Annotated in this window: 16 protein-coding genes and 1 tRNA gene; 8 read left to right on the top strand and 9 right to left on the bottom strand. The window is 51.9% G+C overall.

Features of this window, described 5'->3' with window-relative positions; genetic code table 11:
- Positions 1-19: 19 nt before the first annotated feature.
- From K0H79_RS08915 to yfaE, 4 genes are all read left to right on the top strand, one after another.
- On the top strand, positions 20-649 hold the full coding sequence (locus K0H79_RS08915; RefSeq protein WP_408733377.1) for an HAD family hydrolase: 630 nt from the start codon (positions 20-22) through the stop codon (positions 647-649).
- Positions 650-1,064: 415 nt separating this feature from the next.
- The gene (gene nrdA / locus K0H79_RS08910) at positions 1,065-3,353 is read left to right on the top strand and encodes a class 1a ribonucleoside-diphosphate reductase subunit alpha (RefSeq protein ID WP_220077999.1); all 2,289 of its coding nucleotides are present in this window, start codon (positions 1,065-1,067) and stop codon (positions 3,351-3,353) included.
- Between the two features lie 69 nt (positions 3,354-3,422).
- Positions 3,423-4,553, top strand: a complete 1,131-nt coding sequence (nrdB, locus tag K0H79_RS08905; RefSeq protein WP_220067688.1) for a class Ia ribonucleoside-diphosphate reductase subunit beta — start codon at positions 3,423-3,425, stop codon at positions 4,551-4,553.
- Positions 4,522-4,881 carry a class I ribonucleotide reductase maintenance protein YfaE gene (gene yfaE, locus K0H79_RS08900; protein ID WP_408733376.1) on the top strand — a complete coding sequence of 120 codons (360 nt, stop codon included), beginning with the start codon at positions 4,522-4,524 and terminating at the stop codon, positions 4,879-4,881. The genes nrdB and yfaE overlap by 32 nt, the downstream gene beginning before the upstream one ends.
- Position 4,882: 1 nt before the next feature.
- Here yfaE and K0H79_RS08895 read toward each other — a convergent pair whose 3' ends face one another.
- Entirely contained in the window at positions 4,883-5,371 is a 489-nt protein-coding gene (locus K0H79_RS08895; protein ID WP_220077997.1) for a YciI family protein, read from the bottom strand.
- Positions 5,372-5,639: 268 nt separating this feature from the next.
- On the bottom strand, positions 5,640-7,655 hold the full coding sequence (locus K0H79_RS08890; protein WP_220077996.1) for an NADPH-dependent 2,4-dienoyl-CoA reductase: 2,016 nt from the start codon (positions 7,653-7,655) through the stop codon (positions 5,640-5,642).
- 162 nt (positions 7,656-7,817) lie between these two features.
- On the opposite strand from K0H79_RS08890, the gene sppA reads away from it, so the two are divergent.
- Positions 7,818-9,671: a signal peptide peptidase SppA gene (sppA, locus tag K0H79_RS08885; RefSeq protein WP_220077995.1), complete on the top strand. Its 1,854-nt coding sequence runs from the start codon at positions 7,818-7,820 to the stop codon at positions 9,669-9,671.
- 167 nt (positions 9,672-9,838) lie between these two features.
- Positions 9,839-10,852: an asparaginase gene (gene ansA / locus K0H79_RS08880; RefSeq protein ID WP_220077994.1), complete on the top strand. Its 1,014-nt coding sequence runs from the start codon at positions 9,839-9,841 to the stop codon at positions 10,850-10,852.
- A 58-nt stretch (positions 10,853-10,910) separates the two neighbouring features.
- Here the strand turns inward: ansA and K0H79_RS08875 are convergent, their stop codons facing one another.
- The 5 genes from K0H79_RS08875 to K0H79_RS08855 form a co-directional block, all read right to left on the bottom strand.
- Positions 10,911-11,204, bottom strand: coding sequence for a YeaC family protein (locus tag K0H79_RS08875; protein WP_011759834.1), 294 nt, complete (start codon positions 11,202-11,204; stop codon positions 10,911-10,913).
- Complete coding sequence (locus K0H79_RS08870) at positions 11,201-11,518, bottom strand: zinc ribbon domain-containing protein (protein ID WP_220077993.1); 318 nt, start codon at positions 11,516-11,518, stop codon at positions 11,201-11,203. The genes K0H79_RS08875 and K0H79_RS08870 overlap by 4 nt, the downstream gene beginning before the upstream one ends.
- Before the next feature lie 5 nt (positions 11,519-11,523).
- Positions 11,524-12,651, bottom strand: a complete 1,128-nt coding sequence (locus tag K0H79_RS08865) for a M14-type cytosolic carboxypeptidase (protein WP_220077992.1) — start codon at positions 12,649-12,651, stop codon at positions 11,524-11,526.
- Between the two features lie 112 nt (positions 12,652-12,763).
- Positions 12,764-13,438, bottom strand: a complete 675-nt coding sequence (locus K0H79_RS08860; protein WP_220067680.1) for a response regulator transcription factor — start codon at positions 13,436-13,438, stop codon at positions 12,764-12,766.
- Positions 13,439-13,617: 179 nt separating this feature from the next.
- Positions 13,618-15,417, bottom strand: coding sequence for a DUF885 domain-containing protein (locus K0H79_RS08855; protein WP_220077991.1), 1,800 nt, complete (start codon positions 15,415-15,417; stop codon positions 13,618-13,620).
- Between the two features lie 349 nt (positions 15,418-15,766).
- Between K0H79_RS08855 and K0H79_RS08850 the strand changes: the two genes are divergently transcribed.
- Positions 15,767-16,369 carry a hypothetical protein gene (locus K0H79_RS08850; protein ID WP_220077990.1) on the top strand — a complete coding sequence of 201 codons (603 nt, stop codon included), beginning with the start codon at positions 15,767-15,769 and terminating at the stop codon, positions 16,367-16,369.
- A gap of 2 nt (positions 16,370-16,371) precedes the next feature.
- Complete coding sequence (locus K0H79_RS08845) at positions 16,372-18,825, top strand: hypothetical protein (protein ID WP_220077989.1); 2,454 nt, start codon at positions 16,372-16,374, stop codon at positions 18,823-18,825.
- Between the two features lie 369 nt (positions 18,826-19,194).
- Here the strand turns inward: K0H79_RS08845 and K0H79_RS08840 are convergent.
- Positions 19,195-19,282, bottom strand: a tRNA-Ser gene (locus K0H79_RS08840).
- Positions 19,283-19,646: 364 nt separating this feature from the next.
- Positions 19,647-21,647, bottom strand: a complete 2,001-nt coding sequence (locus K0H79_RS08835; protein ID WP_220077988.1) for a methyl-accepting chemotaxis protein — start codon at positions 21,645-21,647, stop codon at positions 19,647-19,649.
- Between the last annotated feature and the right edge of the window lie 159 nt (positions 21,648-21,806).

The following is a 21,806-nucleotide window of genomic DNA, read 5'->3' as shown; positions in this document are numbered from 1 at the left end:
TCTATCAGTGGGGGGAGTGTTGTTTGACCTTGATGGCACTCTGGTAGATACAGCGCCGGATTTGGTGGCAGCACTCAACCTTGCTCTGGATGACTTTGGTTTTTCCAAAGCGGAGCAGGACCGAATGCGCCACATAGCATCCCACGGCAGCCTTGCCTTGGTAAAAGCCGCGCAGCCTGGCCTTGAAGATGCTGTAGCCACACAGGTACAGCAGGCGCTTTTAGCGCACTACGCTAAGGTGAACGGCACTGAAGCCAAGCTGTTTCCCGGAATGACGCTGTTGCTTGACCATTTAAACAGTCGGCAAATTCCCTGGGGCATTGTCACCAATAAAGCTGCCCGCTACGCAAGACCGTTGTTGGACAGACTCGGTCTTGCTCAGCAATGCACCACGCTTATCAGTGGCGATACTGTCACCCGGGGGAAACCCGATGCAGCCCCCATGTTACTTGGCGCATCATATCTGGGACGAAAAGCCGGACACCTCTTATATCTTGGGGATGCAAAACGCGACATGGAAGCGGCGCGCAAGGCCGGCATGGTTTCAGTACTGGCTTCCTGGGGTTATCTGTCATCACTCGATGAAGCCGATGATTGGCCAATCGATATACATTTGAAGCAACCTCAGGATTTGATTGCTCACCTTTAAGGCGGGTTTGAAGCTCGTTACGCCGGCAGTGTGACTGTCAAGGGATCATGAATCGATCGCTTGCAAGATAAGCGATCGATTCGTTTCACTGACAGGGTCAAAAAAGTGTCATATTAACGACATGGCACACGGAAATTGAGCTGGGAAGTTAGTCGACACTAACGTTGGTTTTTTTCCTCAAGATATCCACAAGTTCTTCATCGAATTCTTACTTGCAAATGCCCTCTTACCTCACTATCTTGTATCTTAACTTTTAATAAGCACCATATCTTGTGTATTGGTAGCAATCAGACACACTAGAAGTGTCCACCCCGAAACGCTTGTTGTGCCAGTATAAAGCGCTGGTTCGGGGCGCATGGCACGATTGTTTACATGGATATGTAGGGCAATACCAATCTATAAAGGCCTATCTTCAATGAATAGCAACATGACAGTCACAAAACGCAGTGGCGAACGCGAGCAGATCGATCTCGACAAAATCCACCGCGTGGTTACCTGGGCAGCCAAGGGCTTAAAAAATGTTTCCGTTTCTGAAGTAGAACTGCGTTCACACCTGCAGTTTTTTGAAGGCATCCCTACCGAAGCCATCCACGAAACAATTATTAAAGCTGCTGCGGATCTGATCTCTCCCGAGTCTCCGGACTATCAGTTTCTGGCCGCCCGCTTGGCTGTATTCCATCTTCGCAAAAAAGCGTTCGGCCAGTTCGAGCCGCCAAAGCTGTATGACCATGTGGTCAAACTGGTTGAGATGGGCAAGTACGACCGCCACATCCTCGAAGACTACACCAAAGAAGAACTGGACGTTTTAGACAGCTACATCGACCACTGGCGTGATATGAACTTCTCATACGCCGCCGTGAAGCAGCTGGAAGGCAAATACCTGGTTCAAAACCGCGTCACCCACGAAGTGTACGAGAGCGCCCAGTTCCTCTACATCCTGGTTGCGGCCTGCCTGTTTGCCGGTTATCCAAAAGAGACCCGCCTGAAGTACGTAAAAGACTTCTATGATGCGGTATCTACTTTCAAGATTTCCCTGCCTACACCCATCATGTCCGGTGTACGTACCCCTACCCGTCAGTTCAGCTCTTGCGTACTGATTGAGTGCGGTGACAGTCTGGATTCTATCAACGCCACCGCGTCCTCCATCGTGAAGTACGTGAGCCAGCGCGCCGGTATCGGCGTGAATGCAGGCCGTATCCGTGCCCTGGGTAGCCCAATCCGTGGCGGTGAGGCCTTCCACACCGGCTGCCTGCCCTTCTACAAATATTTCCAGACTGCGGTGAAGTCCTGCTCCCAGGGCGGTGTACGCGGCGGCGCGGCAACGCTGTTCTACCCAATCTGGCACCTGGAAGTGGAGTCGCTGCTGGTACTGAAGAATAACCGCGGCGTGGAAGACAACCGTATCCGTCATCTGGACTATGGTGTGCAGCTCAACAAACTCATGTATCAGCGCCTGATCAAGGGTGAGAACATCACGCTGTTCAGTCCATCAGACGTGCCTGGTATGTACGATGCCTTCTTTGAAGATCAGGACGAATTCGAGCGCCTGTACACCAAGTACGAGCAAGACCCGAGCATCCGTAAGAAGTCGCTCAAGGCCGTTGAACTGTTTTCACTGATGATGCAGGAGCGTGCTTCTACCGGTCGTATCTATGTGCAGAACGTGGATCACTGCAACACCCACAGCCCATTTGACTCAAGCGTTGCGCCTATCCGCCAGTCAAACCTGTGTCTGGAAATTGCGCTGCCAACCAAACCACTGGACAGCGTCGATGATACCAATGGTGAAATTGCCCTGTGTACCCTGTCGGCACTGAACCTGGGCGCCATCGAGAACCTTGAAGAGCTGGAAGGTTTGTCAGACTTGGCGGTACGTGCCCTCGATAGCCTGCTGGACTATCAGGACTACCCTATCAAGGCAGCCAAGCTCGGCTCCATGAATCGTCGTACTCTGGGTATCGGTGTGATTAACTTTGCCAACTACCTGGCCAAGAACGGCAAAAAATACTCAGATGGCAGTGCCAACAACCTGACCCACAAGACCTTTGAAGCCATTCAGTTTAACCTGCTGAAAGCCTCTATGAATCTGGCCAAGGAAAAAGGTGCCTGCCCGGCGTTCCATGAGACCACTTATTCTCAGGGTATTCTGCCAATCGACACCTATAAGCGCGATCTGGACAAGATTTGCAATGAGCCGCTGCATCTGGATTGGGAAGGACTGCGCGCCGATATCAAGCACTACGGCCTGCGTAACTCTACCCTGTCAGCGCTGATGCCATCAGAGACCTCTTCGCAGATCTCCAACGCCACCAATGGTATCGAGCCACCCCGTGGTCTGATTTCGGTGAAAGCCAGTAAAGATGGTCAGCTTAAGCAGGTCGTGCCTGACTTTGATGAACTGCGCAACGAATACGAGCTGCTGTGGCAAATGCCGTCCAACGACGGTTATCTGCAACTGGTTGGCATTATGCAGAAGTTTGTGGATCAGGCCATTTCTGCCAACACCAACTATGACCCCGCCAAGTTTGAGGGGCGTAAGGTGCCTATGCAGCTGCTGCTGAAAGATCTGCTCACCGCCTACAAACTGGGCCTCAAGACCCTTTACTACCATAACACCCGTGATGGTGCGACCGATCAGCATGACGATATTGCTGTGGTTGAAAAAGAGGACGACGGCTGCGCCGGTGGTGCCTGTAAGATTTAACACAGGCAAATACAAGGAAATTAGGTGTTAACAGGGGGCTTTGCCCCCTTTTACCGGAATAAAGAAATCATGGCTTACACTACTTTTTGTCAAACTCCCAACGATGCAACCCGCGAACCTATGTTTTTCGGCCAGTCCGTTAACGTTGCCCGTTACGATCAACAGCGCTATGAAGTATTTGAAAAGCTGATTGAAAAACAGCTGTCATTCTTCTGGCGACCGGAGGAAGTAGACGTAAGCCGTGACAAAATTGATTTTGGAAAGCTGCCGGATCACGAAAGGCACATCTTTATTTCCAACCTAAAGTACCAGACCTTGCTGGACTCTATTCAGGGCCGCAGTCCAAACGTTGCCTTCCTGCCTTTGGTGTCGCTGCCAGAGCTGGAAACCTGGATTGAAACCTGGTCTTTCTCTGAAACCATCCACTCACGCTCATACACCCACATCATTCGCAACATTGTGAACGACCCTTCTGCGGTGTTTGACGACATTGTGGTAAATGAAGAGATCCTCAAGCGCGCAGGCGATATTTCGGCCTACTACGATGAGCTCATAAAGCTGACTCAGATTTACCATCTGCACGGTGAAGGCACCCACACTGTGGATGGCCATATAGTCGATGTGACTGTACGCACACTGAAAAAGGCTCTGTATCTGTGCATGATGTCGGTGAACGCCCTGGAAGCCATTCGCTTCTACGTCAGCTTTGCCTGTTCGTTCGCCTTCGCTGAGCGTAAGCTCATGGAGGGCAACGCCAAAATCATCCGCCTTATCGCCCGTGATGAAGCGCTGCACCTTAACTCGACCCAGCATATCCTCAATATCATGCAGGGTGGCAAGGACGATCCGGAAATGGCAGAAATCGCCATCGAGTGTCAGCAGGAAGCCTACGATCTCTTCCTGCGGGCTGCCGAGCAGGAAAAAGAATGGGCCAAATACCTCTTTAAAGATGGCTCCATGATTGGCCTGAACGAGCAGATTCTGTGTCAGTACGTTGAATACATCACCAATCAGCGCATGAAGTCAGTCAACCTGGCTCTGCCCTACCCAGAGTCTACCAACCCGCTGCCGTGGATGAAAAACTGGCTGGAGAGCGATGCCGTTCAGGTTGCACCTCAGGAAGTGGAAGTCTCCTCTTATCTGGTCGGTCAGATTGATGCCTCGGTCGATGAAAATGAGTTCTCCGACTTTGATCTTTAAAAAGGCGCCTATCGTCAGCCTTCAGGGACAACCCGTGCTGCTGTTCAATGGACAGCAGCAGTCTCTGCTGGAGGCTCTCGAAATCAAAAAAGTCCGTGTCTTCTCTGAATGTCGAAGCGGATTTTGTGGTGCCTGTAAGACCAAGGTTCTCAGCGGATCTGTAACCTATTTTACCGAGCCACTGGCAGCGCTTTCTGCAGACGAATGCCTGCCCTGCTGCTGCGTACCTGAGTCTGATTTAAATTTGGCGCTCAGTCCCAAGGGCGCCGACACAGTTGTGCATACCCAGGCACTCAATGCCAGAGCCAAGGCGGTTTTGGTAGACTGAATCAGATTGTTTTTTTGGCAAACTTCTCATGTAATTCAGGCAGCTGAGTAATGGCGGCCGAACCATACCAAGGCACCAGCTCCATCACCAGGCTACCCGCTTTTATGGCCGGGTCGCTTTCTGTAAGCGCCCTGGCCTCTTCCACAGTCTTCACATCAAAAAGATAGATACCGCGCAGCTCACCATCGTTTAAAAATGGGCCGGCCAGAACCAGCTTTCCTTCTTTGGCCAAGCGGCCGATATTATCCAGATGTGCCCGTTGCAGCCTTGCCCGCTCTTCGTCGGTACCGCTGCGGTTCGGACCTTTCTTTAAAAACGCCATCACATAAGATTTCATGCCGTATTCATCGGCGCCCACTTTAGCGGCGAGTGCTTCATCGTATTCCGCCTGCGAAGCCAGCGGTGTCGCCAGATTCAGCGCACTTGCTACTGCCGCAGCAGATAAAAGGTATACGCTCGATTTTACAAGGCGTGTCTTTTGCAATCCCATGGGAAACTTCCTGTTTTGGTTGGATGATATGTACGTATCTTGGTAAAGCTAGCACCGACCGAAAAAGGCGCCACATTTTGCAGCGTATCAGATCACATAGCTCACCTTGTTCGCCTAGTTCATTTAATTCGCCTCGTTCATAAAAGGAAAGCCCGCGTAATGCGGGCTTTCATGACTTAAACATCAAGTGCAGGCATATTGATGATCGGAGATTAAAAATTAACCCACCTTAATAAGGCGTTCAGACCAATTCTCAATGCCGATGAGTTTACATTCGCATCGCAAGCTCTGCGCCCTGGCGTATGGCCCGTTTGGCATCGAGCTCTGCCGCAACATCCACGCCACCAATCAAATGCACAGGCTTACCTGTGGCTTCCATTTCGGCCACCAGACACCGATTGGACTCCTGACCGGCGCAGAGTACGACTGTATCCACATCGAGCACCTTGGCCTCGTCATTCACACGGATATGCAAGCCCTGCTCATCGAAGGACTCATAGCTTACGCCGTTCATCTGAATAACCCCATGCATCTTGGCCACGGTGCGGTGGATCCAGCCCGTGGTTTTTCCAAGCCCCTTGCCCATGGGCGTAGTCTTGCGCTGGAGCAAGTAAATGGTACGCTCGGCGTGCTCTTTGACCGGCGCCTTAAGGCCACCGCGGGCTGTGTAGGCATCATCTATGCCCCATTGATCACGCCAACGTTTGGGATCGAGCGTACTGGAGTCCTTCTCACCAAGGTAATGGGCCATATCAAAGCCAATACCGCCGGCGCCAATCAAGGCCACCTTTTGTCCCACGCTTACTTCACCATTCAGCACCTGCTGATAGTTGACCACCCGGGGGGAATCAAACCCAGGCAGTTTCACTGCGCGGGGAACAACCCCTGATGCAATCACCACTTCATCGAAGTGTTCATCATTGAGCACTGAGGCATCGAGGCGGGTGTTAAGCCTGAGTTCAACACCGGTTTGCTGCATCTGGTTATTAAAATAGCGGATGGTTTCGTCGAACTCTTCCTTACCGGGAATTTTGCGGGCAAGGTTGAATTGACCACCCACTTCCCCTTTGGCTTCAAACAACACCACATTATGTCCGCGACTGGCTGCATAAATGGAAAATGCCATTCCCGCAGGCCCGGCACCCATCACGGCTATCTTTTTGGGCTGCGACGATTTGGGGAAATTAATCTCGGTTTCGTAACAGGCCCTTGGGTTAACCAAACAGGTTGCACGCTTCATCTTGAAAGTATGATCGAGACAGGCCTGATTACAGCCGATGCAGGTATTAATTAGCTCACTATGCCCTGCAGCCGCTTTATTGACAAAGTCAGGGTCCGCCAGGAAAGGCCTTGCCATAGACACCATATCTGCCTGGCCGGATGCCAGAATGTGCTCGGCAATTTCCGGGGTGTTAATCCTGTTGGTCGCAATAAGCGGAATTCGCACTTCTTGCTTCAAACGCTCAGTCACCCAGGCAAAGGCGCCTCTGGGGACACTGGTTGCAATGGTTGGGATCCGGGCTTCATGCCAGCCGATGCCGGTATTGATAATGGAGACTCCCGCTTCTTCCAGCCCTTTGGCAAGCGCCACCACTTCATCCCAGCTGGAGCCTTCTTCCACCAAATCCAACATCGACAGTCTGAAAATAATAATAAAATCATTTCCTACTGCAGCGCGAATGGCACGCACTATCTCCAACGGGAAACGGCTGCGGTTTTCAAAACTGCCACCCCATTCGTCCTGACGCTTGTTGGTACGTGAGCAAATAAACTGATTGATGAGGTACCCTTCAGAGCCCATGACTTCCACACCATCGTAGCCGGCCTTACGTGCCAGTTTGGCACTGGTGGCGTAATCCTTGATGGTGCCGCGAACTTGCCGGGCCGACATGGCGCTCGGCTTAAAAGGCGTAATGGGGGCTTTGAGGGCACTGGGTGCCAGGGAAAACGGATGATAACCGTAGCGGCCCGCGTGCAAAATTTGCATACAGATTTTGCCACCCGCGCCATGTACGGCGTCTGTAACGATACGGTGGCGTTTCACCTGCCAGGGAAAACTGAGCGAAGAGGCATGGGGCGCTAATCTGCCACGTAAATTCGGGGAAATTCCCCCGGTCACTATCAGACCTACGCCACCGGCAGCACGCTCCCGATAAAATGCAGCCAGTTTTTCAAAGCCGCCCTTTTCTTCTTCGAGCCCCGTGTGCATAGAGCCCATGAGTACGCGGTTTTTAAGCTGGGTAAAGCCTAAATCCAATGGCTTCAACAAATGCGGAAACGACATTCAAACACCCTTTTAAAACATGTGATCTAAGTCAGCATATCCTGTGTCGAGTATAAGCTCAACCTTCCAGCTACCTGAATGTTAAAAACCTTTACAATTGCATTTCGCCGCAATGAGTTATTTGCGGTAGCATATGTCCAGCGTCAACTATAGGAGTGCTGAATGGCCAAAAAACCCCTGACAACAAAAAACACCCTGCTTCTTATCTGGAATACGATAAATTTCATCCGTAAACTAATAATTAATATCGTATTTTTTCCAATACTCATTCTGGTGTTGATTGTTGGTATCGTCGCTTTAAGCACGGAAGATGAGCTGCGTATTGAATCCGGCAGCGCCCTGGTGTTGGACTTATCCGGCAATCTGGTCGATCAGGCTAGACGTGTAGATCCCTTTACCCAACTTATGCGTCAGGGCAATCAAAACAGTGAAGATACTGAAGTCCTGCTTTCAGACGTGCTTTATGTTATCGAAAACGCGACCCACGACGAGCGCATCGGCGCTATCGTGCTCGACCTTGGCAACATGCGCGCAGGAATAAGTAAGCTCACCGCCGTCGGCGAGGCCCTGAAAGGTTTTCGTGAGTCCGGTAAAAAGGTGGTGGCTATCGGCGATTGGTACGGCCGCAGTCAGTATTTCCTCGCAAGTTATGCCGATGAGATTTACCTCAATCCCCGTGGTGAAGTCTTTATCGACGGTTACGCCGCCTATAACCTCTATTTCAAGTCGGCTTTGGAAAAACTCAAGGTTAACACCCACGTTTTCCGTGTAGGTACCTACAAGTCGGCGGTTGAACCTTATATTCGCGACGATATGTCACCGGCGGCCAGAGAAGCCACCCAACTCTTGATTGACGATCTCTGGGGTAGCTATGCCGATACGGTTGCGAAAAACCGCGGTATCGAAACCAGTGAGCTGGTATTGGATGCAGACACTTATCTTGCGCGACTGGATGCCAACGACGGTGACAGTGCCGCACTTGCGGTAAAGCAGCGTTGGGTAGATGCCCTGATGAGTGACGAGGCGTTTCGCTCCGCCATGGTTGAACTTGTAGGGGAAGACAAAGAAGAGCACAGCTTCCGTCAGGTGGGTTTCCACGAATATCACAAGCTGGTGAAACCTCAGCCACAGTTTATGCCGGTAGACAGCGTGGGCGTTATCGTTGCTAAAGGCACCATACTCAACGGTTTCCAGGCGCCCGGCGATATCGGCGGCAAGAGTACGTCCCAGTTAATTCGTGATGCCCGTTTTGATGATTCCATCAAGGCCCTGGTTTTGCGTGTAGACAGCCCAGGCGGCAGTGCTTTTGCCTCAGAAGAAATACGCCAGGAGCTTCTGGCACTCAAGGCTGCGGGTAAACCTGTGGTCGTGAGCATGGGCAGTATGGCGGCCTCCGGAGGTTACTGGATTTCAGCCAGTGCCGATTACATTTACGCGACGCCCACGACACTTACAGGCTCCATTGGCATCTTTGGCCTGATGACCACTTTTGAAGACTCATTGGCAGCCATTGGTGTGCATGCCGACGGCGTCGCCACCAGTGAATGGGCCGCACACTCACCCTTCCGCCCCTTGTCACCCAAGCTCGAATCCGCCATTCAGCGCAATATCGAGCGTGGTTACAAGGAATTTATCACTCTGGTCGCCAATGAACGCGACATGACCCTGGAGCAGGTCGATGCCATCGCTCAGGGTCGCGTATGGAGCGGAAAGAAGGCACTGGATCTGGGCCTGGTAGACGAAATTGGTGATATGCCACAGGCACTGGCCAAAGCCGCCGAACTTGCCGGCATGGCGACCTTTGATATTCAGTTGATTGAGCAGCAGATGTCCCCTGAAGAGCTGTTTATACAGGAGATGTTTGCCTCTGCCTCGGCCTGGCTGCCACAGCAGACACAACAGAGTGATGTGGTGCAATCCCTGCTGCGTGTTTGGACCAGGACCTTGCAGGAAATCGCCCGCTTTGACGACCCCAAAGGGGTCTACCTCTACTGCGAATATTGCCAACTGCAATAAGTCAGCGCTGAACAGTAAAAACCCGGCTCATGCCGGGTTTTTCTTTGGTCGTCTTGTGTTACCACTGAATTTGTAACTGAATCTCTCACTGAATGTGCCCGCGAGGTTTCGTTTAGGCGCCGGGATCCTTATAATTCGGTCAAAATCAAACAGCAGTCACCTCACCCATGAAAAAGCCCTCCATCTATGTCGCCTATACCGGCGGTACCATCGGCATGCAGAAAACCGCCAATGGCTTTGCGCCAGTAGCCGGCTTTCTCACCCAGTGTGTTCAATCCATGCCGGAGTTTTATCACGAAGAAATGCCGGAGTTCGTGATCCACGAGTATGACCCGCTGATTGATTCATCCAACATGTCGCCGGCCCACTGGCAGATGATTGCCGATGATATCCGCGATAACTATGACAAGTACGATGGCTTTGTCATCCTCCATGGCACAGACACCATGGCCTACACGGCGTCGGCGCTGTCCTTTATGCTGCAGGGACTGAGTAAGCCAGTGATAGTGACAGGCTCGCAAATCCCCCTCGCCCAGCTTCGCTCCGACGGGCAAACCAATCTGCTGAATGCCCTGTATATTGCCGCCCGTTACCCGGTGGCCGAAGTATGTTTATTTTTCAATAACAAGCTGTTTCGCGGCAATCGCACCACCAAGGCACACGCCGATGGTTTTGATGCCTTTGCCTCGCCAAACTTCCCCTTGCTGCTTGAAGCCGGAATAACCATTAACCTGAAGGCTGGTAAAATCACCCGTGAAACCACAGGACAATTGGAAGTAGCCTGTATTTCTCCGCAGCCTGTGGGTGTGGTTACTCTGTACCCCGGCATCTCCACCGATATTTTCATCAACGTACTGCGGCAGCCGGTAAAGGCGCTGATTTTACTGACCTTTGGCGTAGGCAACGCGCCTCAGGATCCGGCACTGCTTAATACACTCAAAGAAGCGGACGAACGGGGTGTGGTACTGGTGAACCTGACACAGTGTTTCCAGGGCAAAGTGAATATGGGCGGCTATGCAACCGGTAACGCCCTCGCCCGCGCCGGTGTTATCAGTGGCGCCGACATGACCATCGAGGCCTGCCTCGCCAAATTGCATTTCCTGCTGTCTAAAAATCTGCCTCCGGCAGACATAAAAGCGGCCATGCAAACCAATCTTGTGGGTGAACTCACCAGCGATTGAACAAAATAAAAAGCCGGTCTGAGACCGGCTTTCTTATCTTTACCGCATACTGAGCAGATCAGATTTCATCGTTACTGAAGGTGGCGATGGTCTCACCACCGAAGTCCGAGGCCATACGACGTTTCAGCTCGCTTTTGGACAGCTCATTGATGCTGCCACCGCGGGCAATGGTGAAATGTTCGTCCTGGTCCAGCATGCGGGCCTGATACAGCATCACGACCTGCATAGCATTTTCGCGCTGGGCTTCGGTCAGCACGCTGCCGTCTTCCCACTTGCCAAGCTCTACGGCCGAACGCATGCGCTCGTACACTTCCAATGGCATCTCATCAATCAGCTGATTCAAGTCTTTCATACGCTTTTCCGCTTATTTATTACCATCTGGACCCGGGTAAACAGATACCCCACAAACCCCAGGGTCAGGAGCACTGCACCGGCAGTCAGCCGCACACCTTCAGGCTCTTCGCCGCCCCAAAACAGCACCACAACACCACCGATAAACAGGGTCATGGTGATGAAACTCTGATTCATGAGGCGCTGTGACTTTTTAATCTGCGCAATTCTCAGCGCCGAATCATTATCGCCTGCTGATGAGGTGTTGCAGTGTGGACACTGGGGCGCCTTACTGGAAATCCGCTTGTTGCAGATGGGACATTGCACTAACGCCATAGTGATTATCTCAGCTTGTCTACAACGGACAACATGGCAATGAGTGACGCCTCACCCAATTGCTGGCTGCGCTCTGGCGACCAACCCACAAAGGGGTCTTGCAGATTGGCGTTATCTTTAAACGGCATTTCCAGGGTGTTGGACAGACAATTAAATGTCTGGGCGACCCAGTTGGACGCCACCGTCAGGTTGGCTTTGCCCGGCTCGTCTTTGGCATAACCAAATTCAGTTTGGAAATCGGCACTGGCAAGGCACAGCACATCAGTGAATTCCTTTTGCAAATCGGCGAGGCGGGCATCCCAGCAAGGTACGCCTTCGGCGCCAGCCACAAAGACATAGGGCAGCCCTTCATCACCGTGGACGTCATAGAAAAGATCAACACCGGTTTCTTTCATGCGATTAACGACATAAAAGACTTCAGGGCTGCGCTCAAGGGATGGGGTCTGCCATTCACGGTTGAGGTTGACCCCTTTGGCATTGGTACGCAGATGGCCACGTACGCTGCCGTCCGGGTTCATGTTGGGCACAATGTAGAAATTGGCTTTGTCCAGCAGCGCCTTGGCGGTGGCATTTTCACGGTCGAGCAAGCGGTTGAGCAAGCCTTCTACCAACCACTCCGCCATGGTTTCGCCGGGGTGCTGACGGGCTGTTATCCAGATATTGCGCTTGTTGCTATCGCCGTCACCCACTTTGACCAGGGTCATGTCCCGGCCATCCAGGGTGAGCCCCAGATGTTCAAGGTCGACCAAAGGATGCATTTGCACCGCGGCGAGCAAATCTAAATGACGCTCGTAGCTGTATGGGGCGAAATAGGCTATTTGGATACTGCTGCAATCCAGGGTGACATCGATGGAGAGCTTGCCGTCCTGAAACTGGGTGGGTAAACGAAACCAATTCTGGCGATCGTAGCTGCCCACTGCCTGATACTCGTCCCAACCTTTCGGGTAGGACGCCGCAGCGGCGTTAATGATATTCAGGCGAAAATGGTTTCCAACTTCCCCTTCCATACGAAAGTTAAACCACTGAAAGAACTCGCCACCTTCGTCTGGTCGAATCGCCAGTTGAATGTCGTTGTGATCGTCAAGGCTGACAACCTGAATGTTGCCGCCGTCAAAATTGGCGCTGATCCGCATCTGCTGTTCCTGCTCTGTGTGTAGGATACATGCCCGGCGATACCGGGCCTGAAAAGATGCCCTAGAATACCCTAAAAGCAGTCGTTCTTGAATGCGTTGCGGCCAATTCTTATTAACAACAGGCGAAGCTGTAACCCTGACCGCGAACCGTATTTATCATGCTCCGTGGCAGCTTGGTTTGCGCAAGCTTACGGCGGGTATTGCTGATATGCATATCGAGGTTACGGTCAAAACGGCCAAACTCTTTTTGCAACACACTGCGTTGCAGCTCGGCCTTGGTCACGACCTGGCCCTTTCGCTCAAACAAATAACGAAACAATTTGAACTCGGTTTGGGTAAGCATAACTTGCCTGTCGCCAATACCAATTGTGTAGCGTGTTTCATCAAAATGAATTTGTGTGTCTGCTTCATCGTGTGCCGGTACATCTTGGCGTTTGAGCCTTCTGGCCAGCGCCTGGATACGTACCAGCAGCTCTTTTACGCTGAATGGTTTGGTCAGAAAATCATCGGCGCCCAGCTGATAGCCACGAATACGCTCCTCTTCACTGTCGAGTGCGGAAATCACAATCACGGGTAACTGGTTTTTACGTTGCATCAACATGGAAAAACCGTCCATTCCCGGCATCATCAGGTCCAGGAGGATAAGTTCCGGCACATCCTTTTCCATCAGAGTGAGGGCTTCAAAGCCATCGGTGGCAGCAGATACACACAAACCTTCCCGCTCGAGAGCCTCGGTAAGCAGCTCTCGAAATCCATTATCGTCTTCGACCAAGAGTATTTTCTTCACGACTCATATCTAAATGCGAACGGTTGTTATTTACATTAACATGATATGAAGGGCCAGCCAAGTAGATTTGGTTCTGTTATGTGACATTGGTTCGTTAAGTTAATAGTTTGTTATCTATTGATTTTTCTTTAAAACAAAAAGGACCGCAATGCGGCCCTTCACCATGAAACCTATGCTGGTTAGTTCACCATTAGCTCTCGAATATATTTGACCGGAGCACTGCCAAAGCTCAGGAACCGCTCATGGAATGCCTTCAAATCAAAGCTCTCGGGGGCTTTGGCTTTGAGCTCTTCACGGAAATCGTAGATTTCCCGATAGCCAGCATAATAGCTGGTCAGCTGCACCTGGCTTAATGTCGCGCGGCGCCATTTGCCGGCCGCTTCTGCCTCTTGCTGGAAAGCCTCTTCCGTCATCAACTGCATGGCCTCTTCCTGTGTCATACCCTTGACCTGAATGCTGTAATCCAAAATGGTGTTGGCAATCACCCGCAGGTTCCATTTGTAGTACATCAGCCACATTTCCGGCTCAAAGTTGCCATAGCCTTCTTCCAGCATCATCCGCTCGGTGTAAACCGCCCAGCCTTCTACCATGGCGCCATTGCCAAACAGGCTCTTAATCAGACTTGGTGACTCGTTCGAATACACCAATTGGGTGTAGTGGCCAGGAATGGCCTCGTGGATATTCAGTACCTGCAAAATCCAGTGGTTATATTCACGCAGATAAGATTCGGCCGATTCATCGGACATGCCGTCCAGCGGGGTTACGTTGTAATAAGTGTTGCCGCCTTTATCGTAAGGGCCAGGGGCACTGATGGAGGCGCCTGCATAGCCGCGCATGTATTCCGGGGTCTCGCGCACTACAAGGGGTTTATTGGGATCGAGCGTAATAAGCTGTTTATCATTAACGAATTTAACCAGCTCTGGGATCTGCGCCCTCACCTCATCCACAAAGTCTTCACGCTTAACGTGCTTGGCCGACAGCTTATCAATCAGCATTCGCGTCGCGACCTTGGAGTCGTCAGGCATGGCCTCGGTGAAATACTTACCCCAAATCTCTTTGGTGATCCGGGCCATTTCTGCATGAACCCGTATCATGTCGGCGCTGGCTTTATCGTAAAGCGCCTTGGCAGTCATACCCGACTGTATATCCAGTGCAAATTTTTCTTCGTAGAGCGCTTCGCCAATACGAAAATCACGGGCACCATTGGCTTTAAGGTTATTGCTCAGTGTTTCGAGCCAAGTGATATGCTCATTAATTGCGGCAATTGCGGCATCAAAACGCTGTTTGAACAGAGTTTTTTCGGCATCCGTCAGGCCGGAACCCTCCACCTTGGCGACAAGCTCATCGTTAAAGACAGAGAACGCCCCCTGATTCTGCAGCAATGCAAGCTCGGTGTGTTCCAGCGTTGGATTGTCGATATTTTTTCTCGCCGCTTCATAGTAGGCAGGGACATTCTCAAGGCGAGACACCACAGACCGCAAACGTTCATCCAGCGGCGCAAACTCTTCATTAATGATTTGTGCAAAACCGCCGGCCACATTGTAACCGGAAGGATCCCACTGCCAGGCACGAAAGCGGGTTTGTTCCCACTCGACGCTATTGAGAAGATTTTCAATCAGCCGGTAGTCAATCAACTCACTGGTAGAGAGTTTTGTTGTATCGAAGGCCTGTAGCATCTCACGCTGGGTATTTACAAACGCGAGGGTTTTGGCACGCTGTGCCTCGTCGGCCACGTCTAAAATACCGTCGTATTTGTGATAACCGCTGTAGAGTGCCCAGGTGGGCGCCACTTGCCACAGGTTTTCAATAAACTGGCCGCTGAAGGTGGCAAAATCCTGCGCTTGGGCGGTCTGCGTGCCGGAGGCTTCAACCTGAGGCTTGGCATTGGCACTGGCGGATGATGAATTGGTGGCATCGTTGCAGCCACCCAGAACGAGCCCGGCAAGGGACAAGGCGATGGCTAGAGTAGACTTCTTCATGGTTCTTCCTGTAACGCGTTTTGACGTCGTAAGCCGACGCTTTGTTGTTTGAATTGCCCAAGTAAACCATTAATGGCGAAGTTTTTTAAGTGGCAACACCTTTTGTTACCAATTATCAATCAGCTAAGGCGATATAACAGGCCTGCTAGGCTGGTCCGATTAGTTTTTAAGCAAGTCAGCGACGTCTCTTTTGTATTAGCAAAGTACAAAATGCTACGACTTTTCTCGTGCCAAACCCCACCCGCATGTGGTGTTTTAAAACGCATCTGTTAATGCAATGTTATGCCCTTTGTAGCGCGTTAACAGCTAAACGGAATAAAACTCTTACAACAACTTTGGAGGATTTGGAATGAGACATGGTCACATGCTCAGGACAATGGTGCTGTCAGCTGCCATCGCAGGCTCCCTGGCGCTTGCCCCGCAAGCCCTGGCGCAAAAACACCTTAAACAAAATCTGCAGGACATGGTCAGCGCATCAGCCAACATCATCGCCGGCCAGGTGCTGTCGGTAACCGATGGCTTCGATAACAAAAACCGCCCTTACACCGAAATCACCATCAAGGTGGGTCAGGATGTGAAAGGCAAGTATGCCGAAGGTGCCAACTACAGCTTCCGTCAGTTCGGTCTGCTCAAGCCCAAGTCTATGGGTAACGGCAAGGTCTATCTGGGCGTATCACCTGAAGGCTTTGCCAAGTGGCAGGTGGGTGAGCAGGTTATCGCCTTTATGAATCCTTCTCTTGGCGGCGGTTTAAACTCTACCGTGGGCCTGGAGCAGGGCAAGTTTGTGGTAAGCAACGGCAAGGTACAAAACCAGCTGGGTAACCTTGGTCTGTTTGAAGACATGACCGCGCAGGGTCTGAGCCCTGAAGAAGCGAATTTGCTGACCACCAATGGCGCCGTTGACTCGGCCACATTTATGGGCCTTGTGGGCAAACTGGCCGGAGGACAATAACAATGAAATCGACCAAAATCGCCACCGCCGTGTCTTTGGCCATGCTGGCTAGCAGCGCCTTCGCCGGCGGCCCGCTGTACATCCATGATAAGACCATGCAGCCCTACAAGTGGGATACCACCAAGGGTGCTATCCCGGTGTATACCGATGGTGGCCCGGTTGTGCCCACCAAAGACGGTGGCACTGCCCAGGCCTTCACCATCGACTATGATGGCACTGCCTTTTTGACTATTGAGCAGGCCAACAAGGTCACAGCCGACGCGGTGGCCGAGTGGACCAACGTGGCCACTTCTACCTTCGCCATGACAGTTCAGGGCACCATTGCCGAGAAAACCGGCATTGCCGACGTAAACGAAACCAACGTCGACCAAATCTACAACGCCGAAAACGGTTACGGCTTTTGGGTGAACTACGACACCGATGGTCAAATTCTCGAGCAATATTTCGGGATCCCCCGCAATCAGGTACTGGGTATCGCCTTTCCTGAGTGGGCCAATGAAGAAACGGGAGAAATCACCGAAGCGACCGCGCTGATGAACGGCTGGTTTGTGGATGTTAGCGATACCGAAGGCAAGCAAGTGGGCGGCGTATTCACCCACGAGTTTGGCCACGCCATCAACATGTCGCACTCACAGGCCAACGGCCAACTGACTTATATGTCAGCCGCCTACAGCCCACAGTACGACGGCGTGCCAGGTTGTGCCGGTGTGAACACCTATACCAGCGCCAGCCAAATTGCCCCGGACACGATTGAAACTATGTTCCCCTTCATTAACGTGCGCGGCGCTCAGGGTGCCAACCAGCACACGGTGAACATCAAAGACGATATCGTGAATATCTCGGATCTGTACCCTACCCCTGATTACAAAACGTCCTACGGCAGCATCAGCGGTACCCTGTACACCAAGGAAGGCATTGAGTATTCAGGCGTGAACATGGTTGCCCGTAACCTGGACAACCCACTGTATGACGTGATCACCCAGCAGTCAGGTAACCTGACTCAGGGCAAAGTGGGCCCCGATGGCAAATTTGTTATCAACGGTCTGACCCCGGGCGGCCGCTACGTGCTGTATACCGAATCCATCAAGGCTGGTGGTTACCCCACCAGACAAACCGCCATCGTTTCAGAAGCCGAATATTGGAACGAAGGTGAAAGCGCCAATCCTGCACTGGATGACGCCTGCGCAGTGACCCCAATCGTGGTTGCAGGCGGCGAAACCAAGGAAGTGAGCCTGTATTTCAACGGTTATACCGATGGTATTCAGTACACCCCGCTGGTGCAGGCCTTTGTGATGGATCACGCCAAAAACGGTAAGCAGGCCATGGGGATCACAGGCTCAGTGCCTTTCCTGTACGACAGTACCAAGAAAGCCGTGTTCCAGCTGCATCCGGCAGGCCCTGCGGTTAAGGCCGGTACTGCTGCCATGAACAAGAACGCCACCAAGGCCACTGTCATGGCCGATTTCACGGGTAACGGCATTGGCGAAGCGGCCATTTGGGATCTCAGCAGTAACAAGCTGACCCCGATTGGCGATCTTAACGGCAATACCTGCGGCGGCGGTGGTACTTCAGGCACCAACGCCTCCTACCCATGGGATATGGACGATACCGGTAACACAGTCGTTGGTACCGCATACCGCGACATGGATGGCAACGGCAACTGCCAAACTTCAGGCAAGCACGAAGTCGTACCATTCAAGTGGACCAAAAAGCAAGGTATGGTCCAGCTGCCTTACGATCTGCCAGGCACAGTGCAGTGGGTACGTGCTGACCGAGTTTCTGGTAACGGCGAAACCATTACCGGCACCAACTCAGGCTACAAGCAGGTGGCATGGGTGAACGGCCAGTTTGTTGACACCTACAGTCGCTTCGGCGCCCGCGACATCTCTGTTATGTCAGCAGATGGCAAGCGCATCGGCTTTGGCAGCGCCCAGGGCCTGAAGATTTGGGACACAACCACCGACACAGTGACCGAACTTGGCACACTGCGCTGGTGTGAGCAGGTGCCATTCAACCACTTCTTCCTCGGTAACCTCTGCGCCCAGGGCTATACCCACGAGACATTGGTGCCGCTGGTCGGCTTGCCACCTATGGTTGCACTCGATGCCACTGAAGATCTGTCGATGATCTCTGTGCGTGCCGGCGGCCTCTTCAGCGGTATCGTTGGCGGCCTCTACATCGATGGCATGGGTTGGATTAACCTTAAGCAATTCTTCGGCAAACAAGGCGTTGTAGAAGCCTCACAAAGCACCATGGATAACCCCTTTGGTCTCAGTGCCAACGGCTCCGAAATGATGGGCGGCCTTGCCGGTGCCACCATCAGCTTTGCGGTGGATCAGAACAAAGCCTTCGTATGCGATAACGGCACAGATCGCGAACTGTCGTTCCCCAAACAAGTGGTTCAGGCCGTTCAGGCCGGCGCCGAGTTTGGCCGCTGTGCCCACATCAATGACTAGCGGCTAACGCTGTCACAGATACACGCCCACTTGAACGACATACACTGCAGCTTGGGTAATCAACCCAACGCCCAAGCGGCTTGTAGAAGTGAACAATGCAGTGAGTAAACCCAAGCAAAAAGCCCGGCTAACCCCGGGCTTTTTTATTTGAGCATTCTTATGGTTTTTTGATTTTGGACTTTTTAAGGTCGACTTTTAGAGACCTAAGGATAAAGTAAAATAGAGGAAGGCTGATAAGATTTCGGCCATGCTGGGCTTTGAGGCGGACAGAAGCGGACAGAAGCGGACTGGGAAACGCGAATTTTGCCACACATTTGCCACAAAGCAAAAACGGGAACCAGTAAGTTACTGATTCCCGTTCTTTAAATGTGGCGGTGAGGGAGGGAGTCGAACCCTCGATACGTTTCCGTATACACACTTTCCAGGCGTGCTCCTTCGGCCACTCGGACACCTCACCAAATTGTTATCGGCAGTCAGCGTTTCGCTTTCCCCTGTCGACGGAGCGGTACTTTACGCAAATGCCCTTAAAGGGTCAAGCAAAAAGCCAATAAATTTTATCGTTTGCATACTTGCTGAGCAAAGCGGTGAGATAACGATCATTTTGGTTATTTATCAAAGTATCAAAGGCTTTTTACGGGCGATAAAATCTGTTTGGGTCTGTGTGCCATATCCCCTTTCTTTGGTCCATTTCGGGGGAGCGGCTTATCATCAAATACACTCGCACCAGCAGGCGTAAACTCAAGACAACAAAAAAGCGGGCTTAAGTCCGCTTTTTACCAATAGAAACAACGGCATTTTTTTACGTCTTGCGAATGAATCAATCAGCCGCGACTTAAAGAAAATTTGCTGACTTCCTTACCCATGGCATCCACGGCACTCAGCAAATCATCATTGATGCGGCCAAGTTCGTCGGCGACCTGGTGGGTATTCTGATAAATTTCACTAATCCTGAGCGCATTCCGATTCACTTCTTCAGCGACCGCGCTTTGCTCGTGGGTCGCCGCTGCGATCTGCTCATTCATGCTGTCAATCACACTCACATAATCCACGATGCGTCTTAGCTCTTCACCGGCATGATTGACTTCCTGGACACTCGCCTGCGCCTGGGTCTGGCCGCGTGACATAGCGTCCACCGCAACCCTGGCACCTTCTTTTAGCCGCTCTGTCATGGTGCGAATATCCGTGGTGGAAGATTGAGCTCGCTGTGCAAGCGATCGTACTTCATCGGCTACCACAGCGAAACCGCGGCCCATTTCCCCTGCCCTTGCCGCTTCAATAGCAGCGTTAAGTGCCAGCAGATTGGTTTGCTCGGCGATCCCGCTTATCACCTCGAGCACACTCACAATACCCTGAATATCGGTATCAAGCTTCGTAATGGCGACCGCCGCGGCATCAATTTCCGATGCGAGTGCACTGATGGTTTTACCGGTGTTACCAACTTCTTTATTGCCGGTACGGGCTTCCTGACTGGCTTGGCCGGACGCGGATGCGGCTTCCACTGCGTTGGATGCAATCTGGCTCACAGTTGCGCTCATTTCGGTCATGGCCGATGCAACCTGCTCTGCTTCGGAATGTCCCTGAGCCACATCATGGCGCATCTGATTGGAGTGGGTTTCCATGCGTTTGACGGCATCGGTTACTTTCAGGCTGTTGGTTTTAACCTGATGTATAACAGCCTCAAAATCGGTCATCATGCCGTTAAATGCATCGCCAAGGCGGCCTAATTCATCGGCGCTGTCTACCTTGATGCGGGTTGCCAAATCAAATTCTTCACGGGCACGGCGCATCTGACTTTCAATATGTACCACCGCGCGATTGAGATATCCCATTACTGACAGTCCGGTCAGGGCGACCAAAGCGAGCACAGCTACCAACGAGATCATCATCAGCGTCATTTGCCAATTGGCGGCTTGTAAACGGGCATCTGTCAGGTCATCCAGACTCTTTGCCAGGACGTTTTCAAAACTGTAAAGCAAGTTAATCCGCGCGGTGGATGCCTTAAACCAGTCCTCGGGAGACGTTTTGGCGATGGCCTGATTATCCTGGCTTAAGGCCAGCTCCCGGTAACGGCTTACTTCTGCAATTTCAGGGCTTTGTAACGTGCGCTGCCAATCGCGGCGCCAATCGTCGGTTGCGAGCGCATCGAAACGCTCCGCATAGGTATCCTGCTCCGACATCAACCTTACTGCCCGGGTATATACACCGGGCTTAAAACCGTCATTGCCGAACGTGGAGGAAAGCACGGCTCTCTCTATACCAGCGCGCTCCTTCATTTGCAGATAAGCACTGAAGGCAGCAGAAGCCACGGCGATTCTCTTATCACCGCCTTCATGCACTATGTCATCGACTATGCCAAGCAGGCGTTTGTTAAGGCCCGTGTAATAAGCGACCTCGTCTGCAACTGAAATGCTCAGGCCTTCCACCTGACCACGTATGCTTGCCAGTCTGCCAAGTTCAGCCGCGGCCCCCTGCACTTCTTCCTGCACATGGCTGGCAAACTGCTTTCCCTTCACGTATTGGGTGAATGTACGCAGTTTCTCATCGGTCAAACTGCGTTGTGAAGGCAATTGAGCCTTGAAATTCTGCCCCCTGGAGCCCAAAAAACCTGCGCTCATGCCGCGCTCTTTTTGCAGCTCATGCACCAGGGCACTGTTGATGACAGCAAGTTCTGTTAATTGCTGTACTTTTTGGAGAGAGTTGGACTCGTCAATTTTATCGTTGAGAAGAATGCCACCAAAAATGACAAAGCCCAACAAAGGTGGCATGAACACCAACATAAGTTTGAGTTTCATACTGAGATTGGCAATCCATGGCATGTTCATATAGGTTCCCTTTAAACTAATAAAGACGCACCTGAAATAGGGGCATTATGGATTCTAGAAGGCTAAGTGTAGTCGGCATATACCCAATTGGTCTTGGTATGCTTATAAAAAAACCGCCGAAGCGGTTTTTGTGGAGTAGATCATATTTCAGGCTGACGC

It is taken from the genome of Shewanella sp. FJAT-52076 (genome assembly GCF_019457455.1).
Lineage (GTDB): Bacteria > Pseudomonadota > Gammaproteobacteria > Enterobacterales > Shewanellaceae > Shewanella > Shewanella zhangzhouensis.
The sequence above is the reverse complement of the archived record's forward strand: the minus strand, read 5'-3'. Positions and strand labels throughout refer to the sequence as shown.